Consider the following 21,953-nt stretch of genomic DNA (forward strand, 5'->3'; position numbering starts at 1 on the left):
TCAGTTCCGCTCGTCGGTAGAATCCGTCCGGTGGCTTTTCCTGTCAACATGTTGTATCGACGCTGGTGGAATCCCTATCTGATCCCGAACGTCTGCGCGACCGCGACGACGTGAGGGCTCTTGAAGAGACCCGGGTCGTCCCACAATCAGAGTTCGAGAGTGTCGTCGGAACCGTCGACAGTCACGTCGCGGTCGGCATCACCGACGACGACGGTGCGGTGCTCCTCGAGAACGACGGCACCCACGGCTGGACTCTCCCGGCCTTCGTCGTCGACGCCGACGAAGACTGGGCCGAAACTGCCCGTCGCGGAATCGACCGGCTGACCGACGGTCCCGTCGAACTCGCGGCGCCGGAACTCGTCCGTCGCGTCGAGTTCCGTCCGGGCGGGCAGGACCGAGGGGGCGCGGAACCGGAACTTCGCCTCCGCATGTACAACGTCGTCGTTCGCGCGGCGGCAGCCGATCAGGACCCCGTGACGATCGATCGCAGCCCAGAACGGGGCCTCGAGTGGTTCGGCAAAATACCAGACGAGCAAGACGGGGCGGTCGCGGACGACATTCGACTGTTTCTCGAGTGACCCCGACACGGGCAGCGGGTCTCACATCCCGCTGTCGAAGCGCGTCTCCCACGGCTTAAGGGGACCCCCTGCAAACCGTACGCATACTGATGCCAAAGATCAGCGTCGAAATTCCCCAAGAACTGCTCGACGATCTGGACGACCACGTCGGCGACGACGGGAAATTCGTTAACCGCAGCGACGCGATCCGCGCCTCGATCCGGAAGACGCTCGATATTATGGACGAGATCGACGAGCGCCACGACCGGCTCGAGACGGAGGAATAGAAACGAACCGCGTTCCGTTAATCCCGATCGATCCGCTGGGCGAACCCGAAGTTCGGTTTGACGTCGTCGACCCGCACCTCGACCGTCTCCCCTTCCTCCGTCGCGGGGACGAACAGCCGGTAGCCCTCGACGGAAGCGATGCCGTCGCCCTCGTTGCCGACGTCTTCGATCTCGACCTCGAGTTCGTCGCCCGGTCGGACGGGCGCGGTGAGCCGGCCTTTCGCGATGAAGTACACCTCCGAGGATTCGTCCCGGGAGGCCTTCGGACTGGTCGCGCGGACGTACTGGAACTCCTCCTCGACGTCGGCCCGGAAATCGTCGACGTCGGGGCCCTCGAACACCTTCACGACGAAGTCGCCGCCGGTGTCGAGCAACTCGAGGGCGGTCTCGAAGGCCTGCCGGGCGAGGTGCAGCGAGCGGGCCTGATCGAGCGAGTACTCGCCGGACATGTTGGGCGCCATGTCCGAGACGACGGCGTCGACCTTCCCGTCCGCGGCGTCGATGACGCGGTCTCGCGTGCGCTCCTCGGTCATGTCGCCGCGGATCGTCTCGATGCGGTCGTCGATATCGTCGTCGAACGACTTGATCCGCTGGAGGTCGACGCCGACGACCCGGCCTTCGGGGCCGACTTTCTCGGCGGCGACCTGCAGCCAGCCGCCGGGGGCCGCACCGAGGTCGACGACCGCGTCGCCGCGGTCGATGACGTTCTCGAGGTCGTCGAGTTGTTTGAGCTTGTAGGCCGCCCGGCTCCGGTAGCCTTCCTGTTTCGACTTGTTGTAGTAGTGGTCGCGTCCTGTCATAGTCGGGTTCGGATCCGCGCCCCTCGAGGCGGTCGAGCCGGAGTCGGCCGACGGATCGAGGGGGCGATCGTATTCGTCGATCGGTACGGGCTAGACGCGGAAAGACTTGCTGAAACGGCCTCGCGGATCGAACCGGCGGGTACGACGGCTACGAAGCCGGACGCGGCAGCTTCGTGCACACCGCTTACGGGCGGCGACCGCGACCGGTCGACCATGGAAACGCCACCCGAACTGGAAGCCGCGGCGGGACGGAAGGAGGGCGCGAAGATCACCAAGCGCGAGTACGAGGACGAGCAGGTCGTCGCCGTCGATTTCGGACCCAGCAGCGGGAAGCCGACGCTCGACGTGACCGGAACCACGGCGATCGTCGTCGTTGGAGACGACCAGTTCGAGTTCGATATTCCGTCCGACGCGACGGACGTGACGGTTAACGACGGGATTCTGACGATCCGCGGCTGACGCGAGCGAATCGCCTGCTTACGCCTTCTCGAGCGCCGCCTCGAGATCCGACTCGATCGCGTCGACTTTACTCCGATCGTACAGCGCTGCGGCGGGGTGAAACGACGGGATGACGAGCCGCCCGTCCCGCTCTCGCGGCTCGTCACCGTCGTCTCGCGGCTTCGCCGCTCGACTGTCCGCGGAACTCTGTTCCGCGCTACTCGAGGAGTCCGAGGTGCGTGGTACCTCGCGCTCGAACTCCCGTCCGTGCAGATCCGTGATCGTCTCGTCGGTATCTAGAATCTCGGCGGTCGCGAAACTTCCCATCGGGACGAGCACCGTCGGATCGACGCGCTCGATTTCCGCCTCGAGAACCGGCCACCAGGCCTCGATCTCGTCGACGTGGGGGTCGCGGTTCTCCGGCGGCCGGACCTTGACCAGGTTCGTGATGTAGCAGTCGCGGCGATCGTAGCCGATCGACTCGAGGGCGCGATCGAGCTGTTTGCCGGCCTGGCCGACGAACGGCTCGCCCTGCGTGACCTCCTGCCCGCCGGGGGCTTCGCCGACGAGCATGACGTCCGCCGAGAGCGGGCCGACGCCGGGGACGAACTGGTCGGGATCGTAGTGTTCGTCCGGGACGGCCTCGAGGACGTCGGCGAACTCCGTTTCGAACGCCCAGTCGGTCGCCTCGTCGGCGGTAGCGTCGCCGTCGCTCATGCACTGCGCTACAGCAGCCGCGGCAAACACCGTTTCCTTGCGTACGCACCGGGGACGGCGATTCACACCAGTCCCTGTGGCAATTCGGACGACGCGTGCCGCAATCGCGAGCGGACCCTTTTGTCGCCAGCCGTCGAACGGCGGGTATGGCCACGCACGTCCTCGTTCCGGTCGACGATTCGGATCCGTCCGACGCCGCCCTCGAGTTCGCGCTCGAGGACCAGCCCGACGCGACGATCACGGCGCTGCACGTCGTCGATCCGGCCGACCTACCGGGCTCGCCCACGCTCGAGGCGGAAACCGACGAGGAGTACGACGAGTTCCGACTCCAGCAACGGGAATTTTCGGAGGAGATCTTCGACGACGCACGGAAGGTGGCCGCCGAACACGGCGCGTCGATCGAGACGGATCAGGTCGTCGGCTCCGTCGCCGACGCAGTCATCGAGTACGCCGACGAGCACGCCGTCGATCGAATCGTGATCGGCAGCCACGGCCGGACGGGTGCGAGTAGAGTTCTGTTGGGGAGCGTCGCGGAAACCGTCGCGCGGCGCGCGCCGGTGCCGGTGACGATCGTCCGCTGACGCCGAGTTCTGCCCGCGAGACGGAACCTCGCGCTCGAGCCGACCGAGAGCGTGCGCATTCAGGGGCGATCGTTAGGCTCGCGGCGGCCGCAGTACCGGTATGGCCGACACACCATCCGTAAACAAGGTCGAGACCGAGGACGACTACATCCACGTCCGGTTTCGCGATCCGGACGAGTACGACGAGATCCGGACGCCCGACTGGGCGGAGGACCCTGCGGAGTCGGTCTCGGAGGGGAGCGAGGTCCGCACCGGAAAGGTCGAGGGCGAGGACGATTGGGAGGTAACCAGCGTCCTCATCGAGAAGCACGTCGGCGAGGACAAAGCCGAGGAGCAGGCCGAGCAGATCGTCGAGAAGATCGAATCCTAACGCGAACTCGCCGCTCGAGTGCGTGATTCGCGGTCGACGACTCGAGCGACGACGGCTTCCGGGCGACCCGCCGTTTCGAAACCCGGGCCAGCAGTTTTCCCGTCGAACGGCGGACGCCGAACCCTGACCGACATCACCGCGGACGAGACCGGCAAGCGCGTGGTAAACGGCAACGGCGAGGAGATCGGCGTCGTCCTCGAGGTCGACGCAGACGAGAGTACCGCCGACGTCGAACCCGACGAGCCGATCCGGCTGCGCGACGAGTACTGACTCGTTACGGCCCGAATCGTCACCGAACACCACACGCCCGCGCGTAAAGGGTGGCTTTTTATGGCAACCGTCCGTAGCCCGTCCTATATGTTCAAGGCCATCGTGAGCGCGGCAACGCTCACCAGCGCGCTCGATTCGGTGAGCGTGCTGGTCGACGAGTGCAAGATCCACCTCGAGGAAGACGGGCTCGAAATCCGGGCCGTCGATCCCGCCAACGTCGGGATGGTCGACCTCTCGCTCGACGCGGCTGCGTTCGAATCGTACGAAGCCGACGGCGGGCTGATCGGCGTCGACCTCTCGCGGCTCGAGGACATCGCGGGAATGGCTGAATCCGGCCAGCTCATCCAGCTCGAACTCGACGAAGAGACCCGCAAGCTCCACATCCAGATCGACGGGCTCGAGTACACCCTGGCGCTGATCGACCCTGACTCGATCCGCCAGGAACCCGACATTCCGGACCTCGATCTGCCCGCCGAGGTCATCCTCGAGGGCAAGGACGTCAACCGCTCGGTCACCGCAGCCGATATGGTCTCCGACCACATCGCGCTCGGCGTCGACGAGGGCGAGGAGTTCTTCTACGTCGACGCGGAGGGCGACACCGACGACGTCCACCTCGAGCTCACCCGTGAGGACCTGATCGACCTGCAGGCCGGCCCGGCCCACTCGCTGTTCTCGCTGGACTACCTGAAGGACATGAACAAGGCGATCCCCTCGGACGCCGAGGTAACGCTGCATCTGGGCGAGGAGTTCCCCGTCAAGATGTTCTTCGGCTTCGCGGAAGGGCAGGGTCAGGTCACCTACATGCTCGCGCCGCGCATCCAGAGCGACTGAATCGACGCGGTCACGGTTTCGTTCCTGTTCGCCTTCTCGTTCGCGTTCGTTCTCGAGTACTACCCGACTGCTCGGCTGCTCGGCTATTCGTTCGTTCGCCGTCCCGGACCGACTCGAGCCTGTGTTATTCGGATCGTCGGGAAATAGCGTCACAGTCGCCGCTGCGGTCCGCAGGTTCGGTTGCACGCTAACTAGCGCCCAGCGTCCAGTTCGTGAGGCGCCCTTCGGTTTTATCAATGGCATCGTCGTTGCGGTGGGTAATGGCAACGCTCGTCGAGTTCACCGTCGACGGCGACGAGTTCCCGTTGGGCGCGCTGTTCGCGTCGCTGCCGGACGTTACGATCGAACTCGAGCGGATCGTTCCGACGACGGAGTCGCTGTTTCCCTACGTCTGGATCCGCGGCGCGAGCCCGGCCGAGGTCGAGGCGGCGATCAGCGCCTCGGCGGCGGAGACGCTCACGGTGGTCGACGACCTCGGCTCGCGGGGTGTGCTCTACCGTGCGGTCTGGCGACCCGATGTCGACGGGATCGTCGACGCGATCGTCTCGTCGAACGTCACGCTGCTGTCGGCGACCGGAACGGCGAATCAGTGGACGTTCCGGCTGCGAGCCGACGACCACGAGACAGTCAGCGCGTTTCGGGAACGCTGTCGGCGCAAGGGGATTCACATCGACGTGACCCGGCTCCAGCCGCTGGCGCTGGTCGACGCCCGCGACGAGGATGGACTCACTGCAGCCCAGCTCGAGGCGCTCGAACTCGCGTACGAGCGAGGCTACTTCGACGAGCCGCGGCGGGCGACGCTCGAGGATCTCGCGGCCGAGGTCGGCATCACGCGCCAGTCGCTCGCCGGCCGACTCCGCCGCGGCCACCGGAACCTGTTGGCCGGACTGTTCGGCTTCGACCGCCCCGACGAGCGGCTCTCGGCGGGACGACACTGACGGCTCTCGAGCGGCCGCCGATCCGCGGCCGATCGCCGATACTACTTAAAAATACTACATAGTAAGGAGCACACCTACCGGGCCGGTTGGAATAGGAGGGGGTATGCCCTCCGTTGACGATTCCGACGACGCGCTACGGTGCGTTGCGACGTTCGATCCCGACGCCGGCGAACGCGCGAGCGAGACGATCGTGACCGCGGTTGCGGCCCTCGTCGACGACGATCCCGGCGCTCTCTCCCCGCTGTACGACGCCGTCGATCCGGAGGCGCTCGACTCGCTCGTCGCACACGCCCGGCGAGCCGACGACGCCGGGACGCACGAACTCCGATTCACCTACGAGGGGTTCGACATCGGCGTCCGAACGGACGGCCGGATCCAGATCGAAGACGCGAACGCGCCGGCACCCTCGAGCGCCTGAATCGCGACTCGTCTACCTGCGGGTCGACCCTACCCGGCCTTCCCGTCCCTGTTCCTCCAGAAACGCCAGCAGCGACTCGTTTACGCGGTCGTCCCGTTCGATGAAGAAACAGTGCGAGCCGCCCTCGACGTACTCGAGTTCGGCGTCGGGAATCCGCTCGGCGAGGAGCCGCGCGTTCGCGGGCGGCACGACGCGGTCGTCGTTCCCGTGCAGGATCAGCGTCGGGACGCGGATGGACCCCAGTCGATCGGCGACATCGAAACTCGAGACGGCGGCAGCCTGCGCGATCTGGGCCGGACCGCCGGCGTCCTGCTCCCGTCGCCACTCGACGATCCGGTCCATGAGGTGCGGGTTTCGGTTGGTGAACCGCTCGGAGAAGGCCGGTCGCATCGAGTCGCGAAGCCGTTTGCGGTCGCCGTCGCCGCTCGACGCGAGCAACTGCTGGCGGATCTCCTCCGGAATCGGCGCGGCGTCCGGTCCGCCGTGACTCGTAGACAGCAGCGTCAGCGACGACGCTCGCGAGTACTCGACGGCGTACTGCTGGGCGACCATCCCGCCCAAACTCGCGCCGACGATGTGGGCGCTGCGCACCCCCGCGTCCTCGAGCACGGCCTCGAGATCGGCAGCCAACCCCTCGACCGAGTAGCCGAATCGAGACAGCAGCGGCGTCCGGAGTCGACCGGGCAGCCGCGGCACCAGTGGTGGCAGGCCGGCGTCCGAACGGCCGGTGCCGCGGGTATCCGGCGCGATCACCTGATGCGTGTCGCGGAGCGCCTCGCGCTGCCAGCGCCACATCCAGCGGCCGAAGCCCAGTCCCTGCAGCAGGACGACCGGGTCGGCAGCCCCGTCGCCCCCACCTTTTTCGTGCTCGTAGTAGATCGACACATCGTCGCGCGTCGCCCGTGGCATACCCGACTCGACGTGTCGGATCCCCTTGAAATCGACCCTCGACGGCGGGGGTTCTCGAGGGTGCCCCGGCCGGACCGCACAGGGTAAGCAGCGCCTACCGGCCACCGTGTCCGATCGATCCCAGCCGTCGCGCTCGCGGCGACCGCAGCCAACGCAGCCACCCCGGCCGACCACTGCGAGGAAAACAATCAGCGGGCTTATCCCGCCCCAGTAAAATCACATTACCGATGCAGCGACTGCACGCCCGGTACCCGTTCCTCGAAGCCGCCCGCGAGACCGTGGCGACCGAAACGGTCGATTTGGCCACCGTCGTCGAACAGGACGGTGCCGTCGTCGATCGCGCCCGCCAACGCGTGATTACCGCCATCGAGGACGGAACGGTCGGCGAACCACACCGCGACGCCCGCGTCGAACTGCTCTCCTACCCCGTCGCGCGCGTCCTCGTCTCGATGGTCGACGAGCGCGTTCTCGTGCGCAAGTACGCCCGCGCCGAAGCCGCGACCGCCTACGACCGCTTTACGGCCGATCTCGAGGACACGACCGAACTCAAGAGCGTCGACTCGACCGGACTGGATCTCGAGGACCTGCTCGCGGAGTTCGACTTACAGAGCGCGGTCCGGGAGACCGCCGAGGGAAGGAACGAGTACCGGATCGACGTCGGCACGTACGTGCCGCTGGCCGAAGACCTCTGGGAGGACGGCTGGCGGCTCGTAAACCAGCCGCTCGACCGGGGCGCGGTCCCGGTCGACGAAAGCGATCTCCTGACGCTGTTGCGCGAGGCGATCCGCACCCGGATCGACGACGGTCTCCCCTTCGAGGTTCCCGATGCGATCGCCACGACGTTGGAAGAGGAGGCCGCAGCGATTCGAGACGTGCTCGCGGACCTCGATCTGACCCGCGAGATCGACACCGTCGTTCCCGACCTGTTCCCGCCCTGCATGAAGGCGCTGCTCGATCAGATCCAGAAGGGCGAACACCTGCCCCATCACTCCCGCTTCGCGATCACCGCCTTCCTGACGAGCATCGGGATGACCACCGACGAGATCGTCGAACTCTACCGCGTCAACTCGTCGTTCGGCGAGGAGATGACCCGCTACCAGACCGACCACATCCGGGGCGACACCTCGCCGACGGAGTACTCGCCGCCCTCCTGTGCGACGATGCAGTCCTACGGCGACTGCGTCAACAAGGACGACCTCTGCGAGCAGATCCCCCATCCGATGGCCTACTACGAGGAACGCATCGACGACGCGGACGACGACGACCTCGAGGACTGGCGCGAGGGCGCCGAGGAGAGCGAAGCCGCGAGCGGCGACTAGCTGTTTCTGTCCGCCGAATCCCCGCGCGTACCGTTAGGAGTTGCGCGACGGATCATCCGACCCGGCCAGTTCGTCGGCTTCGTCCTGAATCTCCTGCAGAGCTCGCGTTTGTTCGTCGCGAGCGAGCCCGCCGGATTCGACGTGTCGACCGTCGTACTGCCAGGACGGGATCGCGTTCCAGATGTTCCCGTCGTCAGCGGCGGTCTCGTCGGCGTCAGGATTGGCAGCGGCGTCAGCCTCGCCTTGCCCCGACGCTCGAGCGTCGCCCGCGGATCGACTCGACAGGCCCACGAGTGCGAGGCCGACGATCGCGAGGACGACCGACCCGATCACCGCCGTCGTCGCGTCGACGACAGCCGAGGCCCGCACGAGGACCGACGAACAGAGTAACGCGAGGACGGCGACAACCGCGAGGGTACGACCCGGCGACCGGGCTGACACGGCGTCACCGTCGGCGTCGGAGCCGCCGTCGCCGTCAGTACCGGTATCGGAACTGGCCATACCTACTGTCAGCCGGCTATAAGGAAAAGCGTGGCGTCGGATTCACCCGACGGAAATCGCTCAGATCGTGTTTTGTGGGTCGGCGTCGACCTCGTCGTCCTCGTTCTCGAGGCCGTCCTCGGGGTCGTTCAGTACGTAGGCGAGACCGATACCGACCGCCGTCATCAGGAGAATGAAACCGACGATGACGCCGACGAGGAGTTGGGCGCCGTCGGGGTTGAGCGTCCCGTTGGTACCGCCGTACGCGGTGCCGATGAAGAGCATGGCACCGAGCATCAGAAGGACAGAGGTGACGGCGGCAGCGATTTCGATCAGTTGCTCGCGCTCGGGCATTACAGGGTCGGTTTCGCCGGCCGGGCCAAAAGCGCTTCGAAGGGCGCGTCGCCGCCCCGTCTACATCGTCGCCATTTCCTGCTCGAGGGAGCGCAGTTGTTCGATGCGCTTCTCGGTCGGCGGGTGGGTGCTAAAGAGGCGGCCGACGACGCCGGACTTGATGGGGATGATGAAGAAGGCGTTCATCTCGGCCTCCTCGCGCATGTCCTCCTTGGGCACCTTGTCCATCCGCCCGGAGATCTTCATCAGCGCCGAGGCCAGCGCCGACGGGTTGCCGGTGATTGCGGCCGCGCCGCGGTCGGCCGCGTACTCGCGGTACCGCGAGAGCGCCCGGATCAGCAGGTAGCTGATGATCCAGACGAGCAGCGAGACCAGAATGGCGACGACGATGCCGCCCCCGCCCTGCCGGCCGCGGCCGTGCCCGCCGCCGAAGAACGCGCCCCAGCGGACGATCATGAACGCGATCGTCGAGAGGAACGAGGCGATCGTCATCACCATCATGTCCCGATTTTTGACGTGGGCGAGTTCGTGGGCGAGCACGCCCTCGAGTTCCTCCTCGTCCAACGTGGTCATGATGCCGGTCGTCACGCAGACGGCGGCGTTTTTCTGGTTGCGGCCGGTCGCGAAGGCGTTCGGCACCTGCGAGTCGACGACCGCGACCTTCGGCTTCGGGAGATCGGCCTGCTGCGAGAGGCGCTCGATCGTGGCGTGCAGTTGCGGGTATTCGTCCGCCGATACCGTTCGTGCCCCCATGCTGCGGAGGGTGAGCGTGTCGCTGAAGTAGTACTGGACGAGGGACATGCCGCCGAACATGAGGGCGAACACCAGTAGTCCGCCACCCATGTATGCGGCAATCGCGCCCGCGAAGACGATGTACAGCGCGAACAGCAGAAACATCGTCAGGAACATCCGGGCTCGAAGGCCCCAGTCCGCCTGCCATTGCATACTGTCAATTTCGGTCCGCAGCGGAATAAGTGTCACCGATGGGACTGTCCGAACGTATTGGATTTCGTACTACTTCGAGCGAGTGACTCACAACCCCTTCGTTTCGCATGGAGACCCCGCGACGGGACACCGTCTGACGCAGCCGAGTCGCCGAACGTCTGACGGGTGGCTGACACCGATACGCACGGCGTCAATCCGGACCCCTTCGTTTCGCGTGGACGAAACGACTAGTTAGCAGATCGACGGCTCACGTGCTCGAGCACGATCCTCGACGGCTCACAAAAGGAAACGAGAGTCGACGCGAGGACGAGCGGGACCGAGAGCGCGCCGTTTAACTCCGTGAGGGGCAAAACGGGGACAATGAGTGAATCGCGTGCGTTCTGCCCTCGCTGCGGGGATCCGGTGCCCGAGCGATCGGCGAGCGACGCAACGGACCCGCTTCGACCCGGCGCGGAGGTCGAGCTCTGTGACGCGTGTTACTTCGAGGACTTCGACTTCGTGGACGCGCCGGATCGGATCGACGTTCGCGTCTGTTCGCAGTGCGGTGCGGTCTACCAGGGGAACCGCTGGGTCGACATCGGGGCCCGCGACTACACCGACATCGCCATCGAGGAGGTCAGCGAGGCGCTGGGCGTCCACGTCGACGTCGCCGACGTCGCCTGGCAGGTCGAACCCGAGCAGGTCGACGAGAACACGATCCGAATGCATTGTTTCTTCACCGGCGTGGTCCGCGGGACGCCGGTCGAGGAGGAGGTGACCGTTCCGGTCAAAATTTCGCGCCAGACCTGCCAGCGCTGCGGCCGGATCGCCGGCGACTACTACGCCAGCACCGTCCAGATCCGGGCCGAGGACCGCACCCCGACCAGCGAGGAGACCGACCGCGCCGAGGAGATCGCCCACCAGGTCGTCGCCGACATGGAGGCGACGGGCGACCGCAACGCCTTCGTCACCGAGATCGGCGAGGTCGACGACGGCCTCAACATCAAGGTCTCGACCAACAAGATCGGCAAGAAGATCGCGAACAAGATGGTCGAGGAGTTCGGCGGCACCGTCAACGACGCCGAGACCCTCGTCACCGAAGACGAGGACGGCAACGAGGTCTACCGGGTCACCTTCGCCGTCCGCCTGCCGCCGTACACCCCCGGCGATATCATCGACCTCGCGAACGACGACGAGGGCCCCGTGCTCGTCCGCAGCGCCCACGGCAACCTCAAGGGGACTCGCGTGACCACCGGCGAGCGCTACGAGGCCAGCTACGAGGAGGGGAACTCGCCCGAGGCGCGCAAACTGGGCGAACTCGAGGACGGCGTGGAGACGACGGTCGTCACGGTCGAAGACGAGAACGCGGTGCAGGTGCTCGATCCGGAGACCTACCAGGCGAAGACCGTCTCGCGGCCGACGTACTTCGATCCCGACGCTGAGACGGTCCCCGTTCTGAAGAGCCGGGCGGGACTGCACATCCTCCCGGATCCGGACCCGGATACGGGCGACGACGGCGACGACGAGCCCTACGATCCGTACTCGCACACCGACAGTGATCCCGATACCGATGCCTGAGGACGGTCACAGCGACGGATCCGACGGCGTAGAGGAAAGCACCGTCGACACCCTCGAGCGCGCGGACGCGCCGCTGGCCGCAATCGTCGAGAAGCGGCGGGCGGAGACCGCCATCGAGTCGCTGCGCGCGGAGGGCGTCTACGACGACGACCGACGGGTGCGCGAGGCTCGAGGGCGGAGCGAAGCGAAGCCCTCGGCCGTGCGAACGGGGAGCGAAGCGACCCGTGAGCGCGACGGGCGCGAGGACGAATCCGAACCCGACAAGGTCGCACTCCCGGTCACCGAGCCGCCGACCGAGACGCGCGTGCTCGAGGTCGTTCGCCAGCTCGAGCCCGACTACCGCACGACGGATCTCGCGGACCTGCTGGCCGAGCGGGGCTGGAGCGAGAGCGAGATCGAGGCGGCGCCGAGTTCCTGGGCCGTGATCGGCTCGGTCGTGCTGGTGACGGTCCCCGAGGACTGTCCCGACGAGACGGAACTGGCGGAAGCGCTGCTCGAGCTGCACGGCGAGGCCGACAGCGTGCTCGCGGACGAGGGCGTCGCCAACGACGGGCAGGCAGGCACCTACCGCGAACCCCGGACCCGGCTGCTTGCGGGCGAGAGAGACACCGAGACGATTCACGCGGAACACGGCACGCGGTACGGACTCGACCCCGCCAAAGTGATGTTCTCGCCGGGGAATCAGGCCGAGCGCGCCCGGATGGGCGATATCAGCGGCGACGACGAGCACGTCTTCGACATGTTCGCCGGGATCGGCTACTTCACCCTCCCGATGGCTCGAGCAGGCGCGCGGGTGACCGCCACCGAGATCAACCCGACCGCCTTTCGCTACCTGCTCGAGAACGCCGTCCTCAACGAGGTCGACGACCGGGTCGAGGCCTACATGACCGACTGCCGCGACATCGCCGGCGAGATCGAGGCCGACCGCGTCGTCATGGGCTACTACGGCAGCGCGAACGGGACCGACGCGGACGGCCACGGCACCCGGGCCGACGAGGCCCACGACTTCCTCGAGCACGCGTTCGAGGCGCTGGTCCCCGGCGGCGTCGTCCACTACCACGAGGCCACGCCCGAAAATCGGCTGTGGGAACGGCCGCTCGAGCGACTCTCCGCGGCGGCCGCCGACGCGGGGCGGACGGTCGAGGTGCTCGACGAGCGTCGCGTGAAGAGCCACAGCGCGGGCGTCGTCCACGGAGTCGTCGATGCGCGGATCGACTAACGAACCGTCAACGCCGAGTACGGTTCGAGCAGCCGAACGGTCGTGAGATACATGCTACTGGAACCACAAGCGACGCGTATGAACAAACGAAACAAGATCATCGCCGTGCTGTTCGCCCTGCTGACGGCGACCTCGATGATCGCGATGCCCGCGATGGCGCTCTTCTAAGCGACTAGCAACTCTACGGACCATACCCGACGGGGCGCTACCCGTCGGTATCCCACACGTCAGCGACCGGACTCGAGGACGAGGAAGACGACGAGGACCGCCCCGAGCGTCGCGAGCGAGACCGACCGCGCCCGCCGCGGCTGTTGTTGTCGTTGGACGTCCCGGTGGAACTTCGAGTGCCCGTCGTCCCGTTGTTTCCGGATAGCGCCGCCCGCGGCTGGAACTCCGGCAGGTCCGGGGTCGACATCCGATCGACCTGTTCTTCGAACCAGTCGGGCATGTCCGTCCGCGCGCGCTCGAACAGATCCAGCAGGCTCGAGTCCGCGAGGTAGGTCGCGCCGTGGTCGTCCGGCGCGCGGACGACCCGTCCGCAGGCCTGGATGACCGTCCGGAGGGCGGTGCGGTAGTACCACGCCCACTGGCCCTCCTCCAAGCGGTGGGCGACCCTCGAGTCGCCGGTGTTGAGAAACGGCGCCTTGCACAGCACCTGCCAGCGACAGAGGTCCCCTTTGAGGTCCAGCGCCTCCTCCATCTTCACCGAGAGGAAGACGTCCGGATCGTTGCTCGCCTTCCACTCCTCTAAGGCGTCGTCCCGGCCGTCGCGGTCGTGAACGCGGATGCGCTCGCCGACGCCGAAATCCCGCAGGAGGTCGGCCAGTCGCTCCTGAATGTTGTAGGAGTGAGCGTGGATCAACCCCTTCTCGTCGGGGTGGCGTTGCATGAGCCGGACGATCGTACGGGCGATCTTCGGCGTGGTGTCGTCGCGGTGTTCGTAGGTCATCTTCCCCTGCGTCACGTCGTACAGCGGCCGGTTCTCGACGGGGAACGTGTGGCCGACGTCGACCAGGGCGACGTTCTCGGGGGTCAGACCCACCTGGCGGCAAAAGGCGTCCTTGTTGAGGATCGTCGCCGACAGCAGCGCGAACTTGTTGCCCCGATCCCAGACCGTGTGCTGGAGGTACTTTTCGGGGTTCATCGGCTTGATCGTCAGCGGACCGCCCTGCGGGTCGTCGCCGTCGTCATCCCCGCCGCTCGAGGACGAGTTCGAGGGTGATTGGTCGACCAGCCAGGTCGTCGGACTCTGGGGATCGCGGTAGTCCGAGACGAACCAGTCGAGTTCGCCGATCAGTTCCTGCAGGCGGTCGCGCTCGCGCACTTCGGCGGGCGAGAGCGAGTCCTGCGCGAGCAGGTCGTCCTTGCGCCGAGTGCAGGTCTGTTCCAAGTTCTCGGCGTAGCGGGCGGCTCGCTCGACGTTGTCGATCTCGGGGACGCGAAGGTCGTCCCAGAACGGAACGGTTCGGGGTCCGAGCTGGATCGTCGCGTACATCTCCGCCCACTCGGCGAGGCCGTGGGCTTCGTCGACCACGACCACGTCGCGCTTGCGGAAGACTTCGCTACCCGCTGTCTGCATGAAGTACGCCAGCGTCATCGCCGCGATCTCGCGGTTCGAGGCGATCGCGCGGTCCGAGAAGTACGGGCAGCGATGCTTGACCGAACAGTCGTAGCCCCGCTCGCGAACGCAGGGGGCCTGATTGACCGGCGTATTGCGCTCGTTCGGAAGAATGCAGGTGTAGTTTGACTTCCCGCGGATGACGTTGAGGTCCGCGAGCAGATCGTCGGCCGCGACGTCGTCTAACTGCGAGACCTGCGGCGTCGTGTAGTAGGCGCCGGAGGCCTCGCTGGGCTCGGCGTCCTCGACGGTGCGGGCGCAGCCGGCGACGGCCCGCGCGAGCAGGGACTTGCCGCTCCCGGTCGGCGCGCGGACGAGCACCACGTCGTTCCCGGCCGCGAAGGCGTCGCGAATGTCGCGGAGGGCCTGCTCCTGATTCCCGCGGTAACTCGGGGCGGGAAACGCGTCGAAGATCCGCTCGGGGTTCACCGTTCGACTCACTGCGCGGCCGAGCCCTAAAGGCTACGGACCGTTGCGCCGACTGAAGGCGCCGTCGTGTCGACCGACCGGAATAATCGTGACCGCTCGAGCCGCGGCAACCGGACCGATGGGTGGCGCGGAATCCGCTCGAGTCCCTCGCCTCCGGCCGGTAGGTGGCGTATACCAGGGGGTAGCGGCCTGATTACAAATACGAAATCCGCCATCGGACCGACGTGCGGAAGGGTCGCTCAGCGGTAGAGCACCGCGGTGCCCTTGGCCCGCGGCGGCGTCAAGCCTCGTGGCGTTCAAATCCCACCCCTTCCGCTTGCGGTGCGGTTGTGGTTGCAGTTGCGGTGTGGTGCGGTAATGCAGTGCGGTGCGGTTCGGTGCGGTTCGATGCGCTGCGGGCTCCCCCGCATCAGTACGGTTCCAGTGTGCCAGTGCTCACGTGTCCGTGGTCGTGGGTTCGACTGCCCCTGTCAGGTCAGTTCCCACGGTCGTCTCCACACTCTACGCTGTCCATTTTTCCCGACGCGCACGTCACGGCCTACAGCACGCGCAACTGCGACGTCTCACCGTCCTGCTCGAGGCGCTCGACGTCCGCGGCGGTCGGCTCGTCCGGCAGGGCCTCGATGCAGGGGTAACACAGCAGGTGCTCCGACCCGTCCTCGAGTTCCAGGGTCATCGCGGTCCCCTCGCTGCCGTCGCGGTCGCCGAACGTCCAGAGGTTGGGGACTCCGCCGGCGACCGAAATCCGTCGGCCGCAGCCGTCGCAGGTGTTCTTGCCCATATGTGGGGCTAGGAATCGAACGCTGAAAGCCGTTCTCCTCGGGTCGGCAAGGACGTGCTCGAACCGGCGGCTGCGGACGCGAGACCCCGTCGAACCGGCAAAACGATGCGCCGGGCGAGGCGTTATCCCGTCCGAAACGGTAGCTTCGCGTATGGAGGTGCACTGCGAAGGCTGTGCGGGCTGTTGTATGGACTGGCGACCGCTGACGGACGGCGACGCCGCGGGCGGCCGGCGCAGGGCCGCGCTCGACGACACGACGCGGGAGTCCCTCGACGGCGATCCCAACTTCGTGCCGCTCACCCGCGGCGAAGTCCGGACGTTCCTCGAGCGCGGCATGGCGGCCGCCCTGACCCCGCGGTTCTGGCACGCCGCCGACGAGGCAGAAGCGGTCGAGATCGACGGCTACGAGGTCGCGTCCGTCGCCGACCGCCCGGTCTTCTTCGTCGGCCTCCGGAAGCCGCCGAAGCCGGTCGCTCCCTTCGGCCGTGAAGGCGAATCGTGGCTTCCGACCTGCGTCTTCCTCGACCCGACGACGCTGCAGTGTCGCATCCACGACAGCGACCTCTACCCCGCCGAGTGCGGCGCCTACCCGAAACACAACCTCGCGCTCGAGCAGGAAACCGAGTGCGAGCGCGTCGAAGCGGCCTTCGGCGGCGACGGCGATCGGCTCGTCGACGATTCGGTGCCCGACGACCTCGAGGACCTCCTGCTGGGCTCGCAGGCGATCGGGGAGAAACTCTTCTGTCACCCGGTTCCCGAGCGCCTCGAGGGGATCGTCGACCGCGTCGCGACGGGCGAGCTGACTCGAGAGGACCGCGCCGAGTGTCTCGCGGTCGCCGCGGCCTCGAGTCCGGGCACCGTCGCGATTTCCGAGTACCACTACGAGTGGGGGAAAGAGCGGGCGCTCGAGGCGACGGCGGCTGACGACGCGGACGACGCCGAGTCGTGGCTCGGGCCGGCGATCCGCGAGTGGGAACGGCGCCGCGAGGGGGCCAGCGCTGCCGACGGCGGATCCGTCCCGCCGGCGAGCATCGCCGACGACATCGAAACGGAGCGCGGCGCACCGGAGACGCCCGGTTGGGACGCCCTCGAGTCGTAACGCAGTCGCTCTCGAGGGGAAACGGAACGCGGACGCCGACGAGCCGCACCGTCACTGGTACCGCGAGCTGTGAGAGTCGTACGGCTCGAGACAGCGATCGGTGCTACTTCGACTTCGTCTTGATCTGCTCGAACTGATCGAGAAGTTCCTCTGTAGACTCGCCGGAGTCGTATTCGACCTCGCCGTGGTAGATCGTCCGCTCGTCGTCGAAATCGGCATCCACCCTCGAGGATTGGTGTTCGCGTCGCTCGTGTTCATCCTCGTCATAGGCACCCATTGACATGGCAATCATGCACATGTAGTCGCGTCACACACATCAATGTAACGGTCGTTCATGTCGGGTCGGCGCGTAAAACGTATGGCCGCCCGCGGCGTAGGAATCCCGTGGCACAGCCGCTTCGCTTTCGCTACTCGCCCGAGACCTGGAGCGAGCAGCGGGTCCGACAGGACATTTTACAGCCGCTCCGGTCGAATATCGGCGCCCGCGCCGTGACGCCGCGGTTCGAGATCGGGGCCGACTGGACGACGCACCGATTCGAGATGCAAAACGGCGACCTCGCCCTATTCGCACACGGCGGCGACGGGGGCGGCGGCTACTGGATGGGGAACACGGAAACGCCGTCCTCGCTGTGGCGCACCGACAAGTTCGGCTGGACGGAGGTGCCCTACCACGTCGCCCGATGGACCCAGCGGGAACTGCTCGCGACGCTTCACGAGGAGGACCCCTGGCTCGCCGACTACCCGCACCTCTCGTGGTTCTTCTTGCCGGTCTTCATGTCCAAGGACGGCCGCGAATCGACGCGGGCGTTCTTCCGCGAGTACGCGGCCGGCTTCCCCGATGCCGACCGCCGCGAAACGACCCAATTTTTCGAAGACTTCCTTTCGACCGGCGCACTGGACGACTACCGACACGTCATGGCCGGCAAACTCGGCACCAGCAACCACGTCGACCGCGTCCGCATGAGCGCGACGATGGGGGAGTTCATCGCCGCGAAGATCCTCACCGAGGCGGGCTACGACGTCGTCCCCGAGATCGAGGTGACGACGGGTCACTCGCTGGATTTCCGCGCCGAAGACCCCGCGACGAACACGAACGTCCTCGTCGAAGTCACCCGACCGCAGCCCCCGACCAACCGCGCAGCCAGCGGCCCCGTCGCCGCCGTCCGGGATACCGCCGAAACGAAGACGAACGGCCAACTCTCCCGGCACGGCGGCGGCGCCGTCCTCTTCGTCGACTGCTCGAGTTTCCGCGACGACAGCTGGGCGGCCGTCCGCGGCGAACAGCCGGACGTGCGCCACCGGCCGGCGGTCGTCTACCGCGCCCGCCCCGACGGCCGCGTCGAAGGCTACCGGAAGGGGTCGGTGCCGCTCGAACTCGAGAACGTGATCGAGTTTCTAGACTGAGCGCTGCGGAGTAGTGCTGTTCCGTAACAGGAGGAAGTCGTGTACCGCTCGCGTAGCGAGCGGTTTCTCCGAGCGTGCCGTCGGCGCGCTCGGCACTTTTTCATCGAAGTTTTTGCGCGAGGGTTCGCCTTCGGCGAACCCGACGCGGAAAAAGTTCGCTAGAAGGACACGGCGTCGGGCGAGTAGGGGCTCCCGACCGGAGTCGGGTCCCGGTCGCTGTATCCGACGCGACCGACCGCCTTGTCGCTCACTCCAGTGTAGATGGCGAACCGCGCGTCTTCCGGCGTCTCGAAGGTTTCCGACTCGATCCGATCGAGTACGTCGCAGACCTGTTCGCTTCCGTTCGGGAGTTCGAGCGTGTGCTCGCCGCAGTCTGCGATCAGTTCCTCGGTCGTCGCGGGGTAGTCGTAGTCGTCGATGACGTCGCCGGTGCCGTTTAGCAGCATTACACCCAATCCTCAGTGAACAATGATTATAAACATTGTCCATAATTGTTTTCTAGCGAGCCAATGGAGATTATATTCCTAATATGCCACGGCGTCTCGCGGTGCGAGCGCGAAGAAACGCCTTTCCGGACGGGCCCGTTCGAGTGAGCTATGCCATACGCGGATCTGCACGTCCACACGACGCGGTCGGACGGCAGCCTCGAGCGCGCGGCGGTCCCCGAGGCCGCCCGCCGCGCCGGCGTCGAGGTCGTCGCGCTGACCGACCACGACCGCCTGCAGCCGGTCTCCGAGCCGATCGTCGAGCGCGAGGGCGTGACGATCGTCAACGGGATCGAACTCCGCGTGGAGGTCGACGCGGAAACTGCCGACCGCGGGGACGGCCGTCTCGACGGGCAGCGCGTCGACCTCCTCGGTTACGGCGTCGAGCCGACGCCGGCGCTCGAGGAACTGGTCGACGCGATCCAGACGAACCGGATCGAGCGCGGCCGGGCGATCGTCGAGCGCGTCGAGGATCGGCTGGGGATCGACCTCGACGTCCCGATCGACGAGGGATTCGGACGGCCCCACGTGGCTCGAGCGATCGACGTCCATCCCGACACCGACTACGACTACGAGGGCGCGTTCGACGACCTCATCGGCAACGGCGACCCCTGTTTCGTTCCCCGGGAGATTCCGTCCTTCGAGCGCGGGCAGCGGGTGCTCTCGGACGCGTGTTCGCTCGTCTCGCTCGCCCATCCGCTCCGGTATCCCGACCCCGAGTCCGCGCTCGCGCTGACGGCCGACCTCGACGCCGTCGAACTGTGGTACCCATACGACCGCGACGTCGACCGCGGGATCGTCGAGCGGGCGATCGACCGCCACGACCTACTCGCGACCGGCGGCAGCGACGCACACGAGGACGTACTGGGCGTCGCCGGCCTGACTCGCGACGCCTACGAGCGGCTCGGGCTGTCAGCAGAGTAACGGGAATTGCGGCCGATAGCGGAGGGTTCAATGCGGCGCAGGTCGTATACGTGTGTATGCATTGCCACTACTGCGACCGCGAAGCCGCCTTCGCAGCAGAATCCGACGGGCTGAAAGTTGGACTGTGCGAGGAGCACTTCCGGGAGCGGTTGCAGGAGCTAGCCGAAGCGGACGGGCTCGAGCAGCTCAAAGAGCAAGTCGACGTCGACCGAGCCGAGTAAGGTCGGACGCGGCGACGGGCTGCACTGCCTACTGAGACACGGCGAACGACCGATAGTTGCAGTCGCTTTTCGACCCGCGGGAGCAGGAAGGGCAGCAACGGGTGTAGAATAACGTAAGCAGCCGGAACTCGATATCTCGAGGCAGAGCGGAGAGGAGCGTCGACGCCAGACCGAACCGCGTGATCGACTCGATTAGGCCGACCGACCGGCGTCGACGTCGATCGCGTCGACCGGGCAGACGTCGACGCAGAGCATGCAGTCGATGCACTGGGCCTCGTTGGCCGGGTCGGCCTTTCGCTCGCTTTCGGGGTGGCCCGGCGTGTCGACCCACTCGAAGACGTCGACCGGGCAGTCCTCGAGACAGGCGCCGTCGGCGAGACAGATGTCGAAGTCGACCGCGACGTGCGTGCCGTGGATGCCGAGTTCCTCGGGCTCGTCGACCGGCCCCCAGACGGCGTGGCCCTCGTGCTCGTCGACCTGCTCGCGGTTTTCGTGAAACTGTGGATCGATAGCCATGTTATCCGGTGAAAACGGGCGACGCGCACTTAAACGTGCGGAATCGGGGGACGCTCGAGTGGCGAGATTTCGAGCCGAGGCATTCCTGCGGGGCGCTCTCGATGCACAAACGGATTTTACTCGCGAGCGCTCGAGCCGAGAGTATGGATCTGGACGTCCGCGAACTGACGACGGAGGCCGAGCGTCGCGAGGCGGTACCGATCCTCCGGCAACTGTGGACCGAGCGATCGCCGGAGGAGGTGCTCGCGTGGACGGCTGAGGAGGAGTATCGGTTGTTCGGCGGCTACGTCGATGGTGTGAGCGATGGGACCAGCACGGGCGAAACGGACTCTGAACCCGAGTCGGAACTGGTCGCCGTCGCCGGCGTCGTCGTCACTCACGTCCTTCACCACGCCCGGAACGCGTGGCTCTACGATCTGGTCGTCGACGAGCCGCGACGGGGGCAGGGAGACGGCACCGCGATGCTCGAGCACGTCGAATCGTGGGCCGACGAGCAGGGGTGTGAGGGCGTCGCGCTGGTCTCGCCGCGGTCGAAGGCGGCGACGCACGAGTTCTACGAGGAGCGGGGCTACGAGCGATGGGGGTACGTCATCGAGAAGGGGTGCTGACCACGGAAGGCGAGCGACGGTTACTGTCCGCGCGGGTCCTCGCCTCGAGGCGTCCCCTCGAGGTGGCCGATCCGATTGTCGAGCAGTTCGCGGATCCAGACGGCGAAGCCGTGATCGCGGCCGTACGTCCAGACGGCCATCTCCTGAACTACGTCGGGAAGGTCGCCGTCCTTGACGCCGGCCGCGACGATCGCCTGCTGGTCGACCAGGAGGAGTTGACCCGGCCACTCGTCGTACACGTCGTTGGTCGACGCGAGATCCGGTGCGACGACGATCTCGGCGTCCGGAACCTCATCGGCGTACTCCGCCTGAACGCCCTCGGACGGTACCTCGACGTACACTGTGACGCCCCGCTCGGCGGCCGAGCGCAGCGCCTCGCGGATCTGTCGGTCGACGACCGACGTCGCGGCGACGAGGTAGTGGATCGTGTCCTCGGCCTCCTCGAGGAAGGTGACGACGCGGTCCGTGACGTGTTCCTTCTGCGTGATCGACCACATCCCCTCGTCGTCCGGGGCATTTGGCTCCTCGACCTGCTGGAGCGCGTTCTCGGCGGCGTTGATCCGGGAGTCGTAGTCCTCTCGAATGCGACGACACGCCGTGTCGACCGGGACCGCCCGGTACTCGCGGGGATCGGTCTGCTGGACCTCGACCAGCCCCTTCCGGTCGAGGCGCTCGACGGTGTCGTACACCCGCGATCGCGGCACGTCCGCGACCTGACTGACCTCGCGGGCCGTCCCCTTCGAGATGCGCGTTAGTGCGACGAAGCACCGCGCCTCGTACTCCGTGAGTCCGAGCTCCTCGAGTGCACCGACGGCCTCTTCGGCATCGCTACTTGACACAGTTTTACTGACGAGAAGCCCCGAATGCGGTAAAGTTCG

At 66.6% G+C, this 21,953-nt stretch carries 29 protein-coding genes and 1 tRNA gene; 18 read left to right on the forward strand and 12 right to left on the reverse strand.

Annotation, left to right across the window (positions count from 1 at the left end):
* Positions 1 to 65 precede the first annotated feature (65 nt).
* Together ATJ93_RS15750 and ATJ93_RS15755 are read left to right on the forward strand one after the other, a co-directional pair.
* Entirely contained in the window at positions 66 to 578 is a 513-nt protein-coding gene (locus ATJ93_RS15750) for an NUDIX hydrolase (RefSeq protein WP_120245598.1), read from the forward strand.
* Positions 579 to 667: 89 nt separating this feature from the next.
* Positions 668 to 844 (forward strand): ribbon-helix-helix protein, CopG family, encoded by a 177-nt coding sequence (locus ATJ93_RS15755; protein WP_120245599.1) that lies wholly within the window; start codon positions 668 to 670, stop codon positions 842 to 844.
* A 17-nt stretch (positions 845 to 861) separates the two neighbouring features.
* Here the strand turns inward: ATJ93_RS15755 and ATJ93_RS15760 are convergent, their stop codons facing one another.
* Entirely contained in the window at positions 862 to 1,644 is a 783-nt protein-coding gene (locus tag ATJ93_RS15760) for a 23S rRNA (uridine(2552)-2'-O)-methyltransferase (RefSeq protein ID WP_120245600.1), read from the reverse strand.
* A gap of 213 nt (positions 1,645 to 1,857) precedes the next feature.
* Between ATJ93_RS15760 and ATJ93_RS15765 the strand changes: the two genes are divergently transcribed.
* Entirely contained in the window at positions 1,858 to 2,103 is a 246-nt protein-coding gene (locus ATJ93_RS15765; protein ID WP_120246032.1) for a DUF7127 family protein, read from the forward strand.
* An 18-nt stretch (positions 2,104 to 2,121) separates the two neighbouring features.
* Here the strand turns inward: ATJ93_RS15765 and ATJ93_RS15770 are convergent, their stop codons facing one another.
* Positions 2,122 to 2,799 (reverse strand): uracil-DNA glycosylase, encoded by a 678-nt coding sequence (locus ATJ93_RS15770; protein ID WP_120245601.1) that lies wholly within the window; start codon positions 2,797 to 2,799, stop codon positions 2,122 to 2,124.
* 146 nt (positions 2,800 to 2,945) lie between these two features.
* Here ATJ93_RS15770 and ATJ93_RS15775 point away from each other — a divergent pair, with 146 nt between their 5' ends.
* The 6 genes from ATJ93_RS15775 (at position 2,946) to ATJ93_RS15800 (ending at position 6,207) form a co-directional block, all read left to right on the forward strand.
* Complete coding sequence (locus ATJ93_RS15775; RefSeq protein ID WP_120245602.1) at positions 2,946 to 3,380, forward strand: universal stress protein; 435 nt, start codon at positions 2,946 to 2,948, stop codon at positions 3,378 to 3,380.
* Between the two features lie 100 nt (positions 3,381 to 3,480).
* Positions 3,481 to 3,750, forward strand: coding sequence for a hypothetical protein (locus ATJ93_RS15780; protein WP_120245603.1), 270 nt, complete (start codon positions 3,481 to 3,483; stop codon positions 3,748 to 3,750).
* Between the two features lie 18 nt (positions 3,751 to 3,768).
* Entirely contained in the window at positions 3,769 to 4,020 is a 252-nt protein-coding gene (locus ATJ93_RS15785; protein ID WP_120245604.1) for a hypothetical protein, read from the forward strand.
* A gap of 87 nt (positions 4,021 to 4,107) precedes the next feature.
* On the forward strand, positions 4,108 to 4,851 hold the full coding sequence (locus tag ATJ93_RS15790; RefSeq protein WP_120245605.1) for a DNA polymerase sliding clamp: 744 nt from the start codon (positions 4,108 to 4,110) through the stop codon (positions 4,849 to 4,851).
* 260 nt (positions 4,852 to 5,111) lie between these two features.
* Positions 5,112 to 5,789 (forward strand): helix-turn-helix domain-containing protein, encoded by a 678-nt coding sequence (locus ATJ93_RS15795; protein ID WP_170155592.1) that lies wholly within the window; start codon positions 5,112 to 5,114, stop codon positions 5,787 to 5,789.
* A gap of 103 nt (positions 5,790 to 5,892) precedes the next feature.
* A complete protein-coding gene (locus tag ATJ93_RS15800; RefSeq protein ID WP_120245607.1) occupies positions 5,893 to 6,207 on the forward strand; it encodes a HalOD1 output domain-containing protein in 315 nt (104 codons plus the stop codon).
* Positions 6,208 to 6,219: 12 nt separating this feature from the next.
* On the opposite strand, the gene ATJ93_RS15805 is transcribed toward ATJ93_RS15800, so the two are convergent.
* The gene (locus ATJ93_RS15805; protein ID WP_120245608.1) at positions 6,220 to 7,116 is read right to left on the reverse strand and encodes an alpha/beta fold hydrolase; all 897 of its coding nucleotides are present in this window, start codon (positions 7,114 to 7,116) and stop codon (positions 6,220 to 6,222) included.
* A gap of 227 nt (positions 7,117 to 7,343) precedes the next feature.
* Between ATJ93_RS15805 and priL the strand changes: the two genes are divergently transcribed.
* Entirely contained in the window at positions 7,344 to 8,435 is a 1,092-nt protein-coding gene (gene priL / locus ATJ93_RS15810; RefSeq protein ID WP_120245609.1) for a DNA primase regulatory subunit PriL, read from the forward strand.
* Between the two features lie 33 nt (positions 8,436 to 8,468).
* Here the strand turns inward: priL and ATJ93_RS15815 are convergent, their stop codons facing one another.
* Genes ATJ93_RS15815 through htpX form a run of 3 tightly spaced genes read right to left on the reverse strand, consistent with a single transcriptional unit; the run spans position 8,469 to position 10,214 of the window.
* Positions 8,469 to 8,936 (reverse strand): hypothetical protein, encoded by a 468-nt coding sequence (locus ATJ93_RS15815; RefSeq protein WP_245977608.1) that lies wholly within the window; start codon positions 8,934 to 8,936, stop codon positions 8,469 to 8,471.
* A 60-nt stretch (positions 8,937 to 8,996) separates the two neighbouring features.
* Positions 8,997 to 9,269, reverse strand: coding sequence for a DUF7472 family protein (locus tag ATJ93_RS15820; RefSeq protein WP_120245610.1), 273 nt, complete (start codon positions 9,267 to 9,269; stop codon positions 8,997 to 8,999).
* A gap of 60 nt (positions 9,270 to 9,329) precedes the next feature.
* Positions 9,330 to 10,214 (reverse strand): zinc metalloprotease HtpX, encoded by an 885-nt coding sequence (gene htpX / locus ATJ93_RS15825; RefSeq protein WP_120245611.1) that lies wholly within the window; start codon positions 10,212 to 10,214, stop codon positions 9,330 to 9,332.
* A 360-nt stretch (positions 10,215 to 10,574) separates the two neighbouring features.
* On the opposite strand from htpX, the gene ATJ93_RS15830 reads away from it, so the two are divergent.
* Entirely contained in the window at positions 10,575 to 11,771 is a 1,197-nt protein-coding gene (locus ATJ93_RS15830) for a 60S ribosomal export protein NMD3 (protein ID WP_120245612.1), read from the forward strand.
* Positions 11,764 to 12,990: a class I SAM-dependent methyltransferase gene (locus ATJ93_RS15835; RefSeq protein ID WP_120245613.1), complete on the forward strand. Its 1,227-nt coding sequence runs from the start codon at positions 11,764 to 11,766 to the stop codon at positions 12,988 to 12,990. Before ATJ93_RS15830 ends, ATJ93_RS15835 begins: the two co-directional genes overlap by 8 nt.
* Positions 12,991 to 13,195: 205 nt before the next feature.
* On the opposite strand, the gene ATJ93_RS15840 is transcribed toward ATJ93_RS15835, so the two are convergent.
* Complete coding sequence (locus ATJ93_RS15840; RefSeq protein WP_120245614.1) at positions 13,196 to 15,037, reverse strand: helicase C-terminal domain-containing protein; 1,842 nt, start codon at positions 15,035 to 15,037, stop codon at positions 13,196 to 13,198.
* Positions 15,038 to 15,265: 228 nt separating this feature from the next.
* On the opposite strand from ATJ93_RS15840, the gene ATJ93_RS15845 reads away from it, so the two are divergent.
* Positions 15,266 to 15,352: transfer RNA gene (locus tag ATJ93_RS15845), tRNA-OTHER, on the forward strand.
* Positions 15,353 to 15,575: 223 nt separating this feature from the next.
* On the opposite strand, the gene ATJ93_RS15850 is transcribed toward ATJ93_RS15845, so the two are convergent.
* Positions 15,576 to 15,818, reverse strand: coding sequence for a DUF7561 family protein (locus ATJ93_RS15850; RefSeq protein ID WP_120245615.1), 243 nt, complete (start codon positions 15,816 to 15,818; stop codon positions 15,576 to 15,578).
* 151 nt (positions 15,819 to 15,969) lie between these two features.
* On the opposite strand from ATJ93_RS15850, the gene ATJ93_RS15855 reads away from it, so the two are divergent.
* Complete coding sequence (locus tag ATJ93_RS15855) at positions 15,970 to 16,917, forward strand: YkgJ family cysteine cluster protein (RefSeq protein ID WP_120245616.1); 948 nt, start codon at positions 15,970 to 15,972, stop codon at positions 16,915 to 16,917.
* 103 nt (positions 16,918 to 17,020) lie between these two features.
* On the opposite strand, the gene ATJ93_RS15860 is transcribed toward ATJ93_RS15855, so the two are convergent.
* On the reverse strand, positions 17,021 to 17,200 hold the full coding sequence (locus ATJ93_RS15860; protein ID WP_120246034.1) for a DUF5786 family protein: 180 nt from the start codon (positions 17,198 to 17,200) through the stop codon (positions 17,021 to 17,023).
* A gap of 101 nt (positions 17,201 to 17,301) precedes the next feature.
* Between ATJ93_RS15860 and ATJ93_RS15865 the strand changes: the two genes are divergently transcribed.
* Complete coding sequence (locus ATJ93_RS15865) at positions 17,302 to 18,321, forward strand: DUF5784 family protein (RefSeq protein ID WP_120245617.1); 1,020 nt, start codon at positions 17,302 to 17,304, stop codon at positions 18,319 to 18,321.
* Positions 18,322 to 18,479: 158 nt separating this feature from the next.
* Here the strand turns inward: ATJ93_RS15865 and ATJ93_RS15870 are convergent, their stop codons facing one another.
* Positions 18,480 to 18,767: a DUF2795 domain-containing protein gene (locus ATJ93_RS15870; protein ID WP_120245618.1), complete on the reverse strand. Its 288-nt coding sequence runs from the start codon at positions 18,765 to 18,767 to the stop codon at positions 18,480 to 18,482.
* A 150-nt stretch (positions 18,768 to 18,917) separates the two neighbouring features.
* On the opposite strand from ATJ93_RS15870, the gene ATJ93_RS15875 reads away from it, so the two are divergent.
* Complete coding sequence (locus ATJ93_RS15875) at positions 18,918 to 19,730, forward strand: PHP domain-containing protein (RefSeq protein WP_120245619.1); 813 nt, start codon at positions 18,918 to 18,920, stop codon at positions 19,728 to 19,730.
* 56 nt (positions 19,731 to 19,786) lie between these two features.
* Positions 19,787 to 19,951 carry a DUF6757 family protein gene (locus ATJ93_RS23730; protein ID WP_013879052.1) on the forward strand — a complete coding sequence of 55 codons (165 nt, stop codon included), beginning with the start codon at positions 19,787 to 19,789 and terminating at the stop codon, positions 19,949 to 19,951.
* A 192-nt stretch (positions 19,952 to 20,143) separates the two neighbouring features.
* On the opposite strand, the gene ATJ93_RS15880 is transcribed toward ATJ93_RS23730, so the two are convergent.
* Positions 20,144 to 20,467 (reverse strand): 4Fe-4S dicluster domain-containing protein, encoded by a 324-nt coding sequence (locus tag ATJ93_RS15880; protein WP_120245620.1) that lies wholly within the window; start codon positions 20,465 to 20,467, stop codon positions 20,144 to 20,146.
* 143 nt (positions 20,468 to 20,610) lie between these two features.
* Between ATJ93_RS15880 and ATJ93_RS15885 the strand changes: the two genes are divergently transcribed.
* Positions 20,611 to 21,075, forward strand: coding sequence for a GNAT family N-acetyltransferase (locus ATJ93_RS15885; RefSeq protein WP_211334076.1), 465 nt, complete (start codon positions 20,611 to 20,613; stop codon positions 21,073 to 21,075).
* A 20-nt stretch (positions 21,076 to 21,095) separates the two neighbouring features.
* On the opposite strand, the gene ATJ93_RS15890 is transcribed toward ATJ93_RS15885, so the two are convergent.
* Positions 21,096 to 21,914 carry a TrmB family transcriptional regulator gene (locus ATJ93_RS15890; protein ID WP_120245621.1) on the reverse strand — a complete coding sequence of 273 codons (819 nt, stop codon included), beginning with the start codon at positions 21,912 to 21,914 and terminating at the stop codon, positions 21,096 to 21,098.
* Positions 21,915 to 21,953: the final 39 nt, after the last annotated feature.

Origin of the sequence: Halopiger aswanensis (assembly GCF_003610195.1) — an archaeon.
Lineage (GTDB): Archaea > Halobacteriota > Halobacteria > Halobacteriales > Natrialbaceae > Halopiger > Halopiger aswanensis.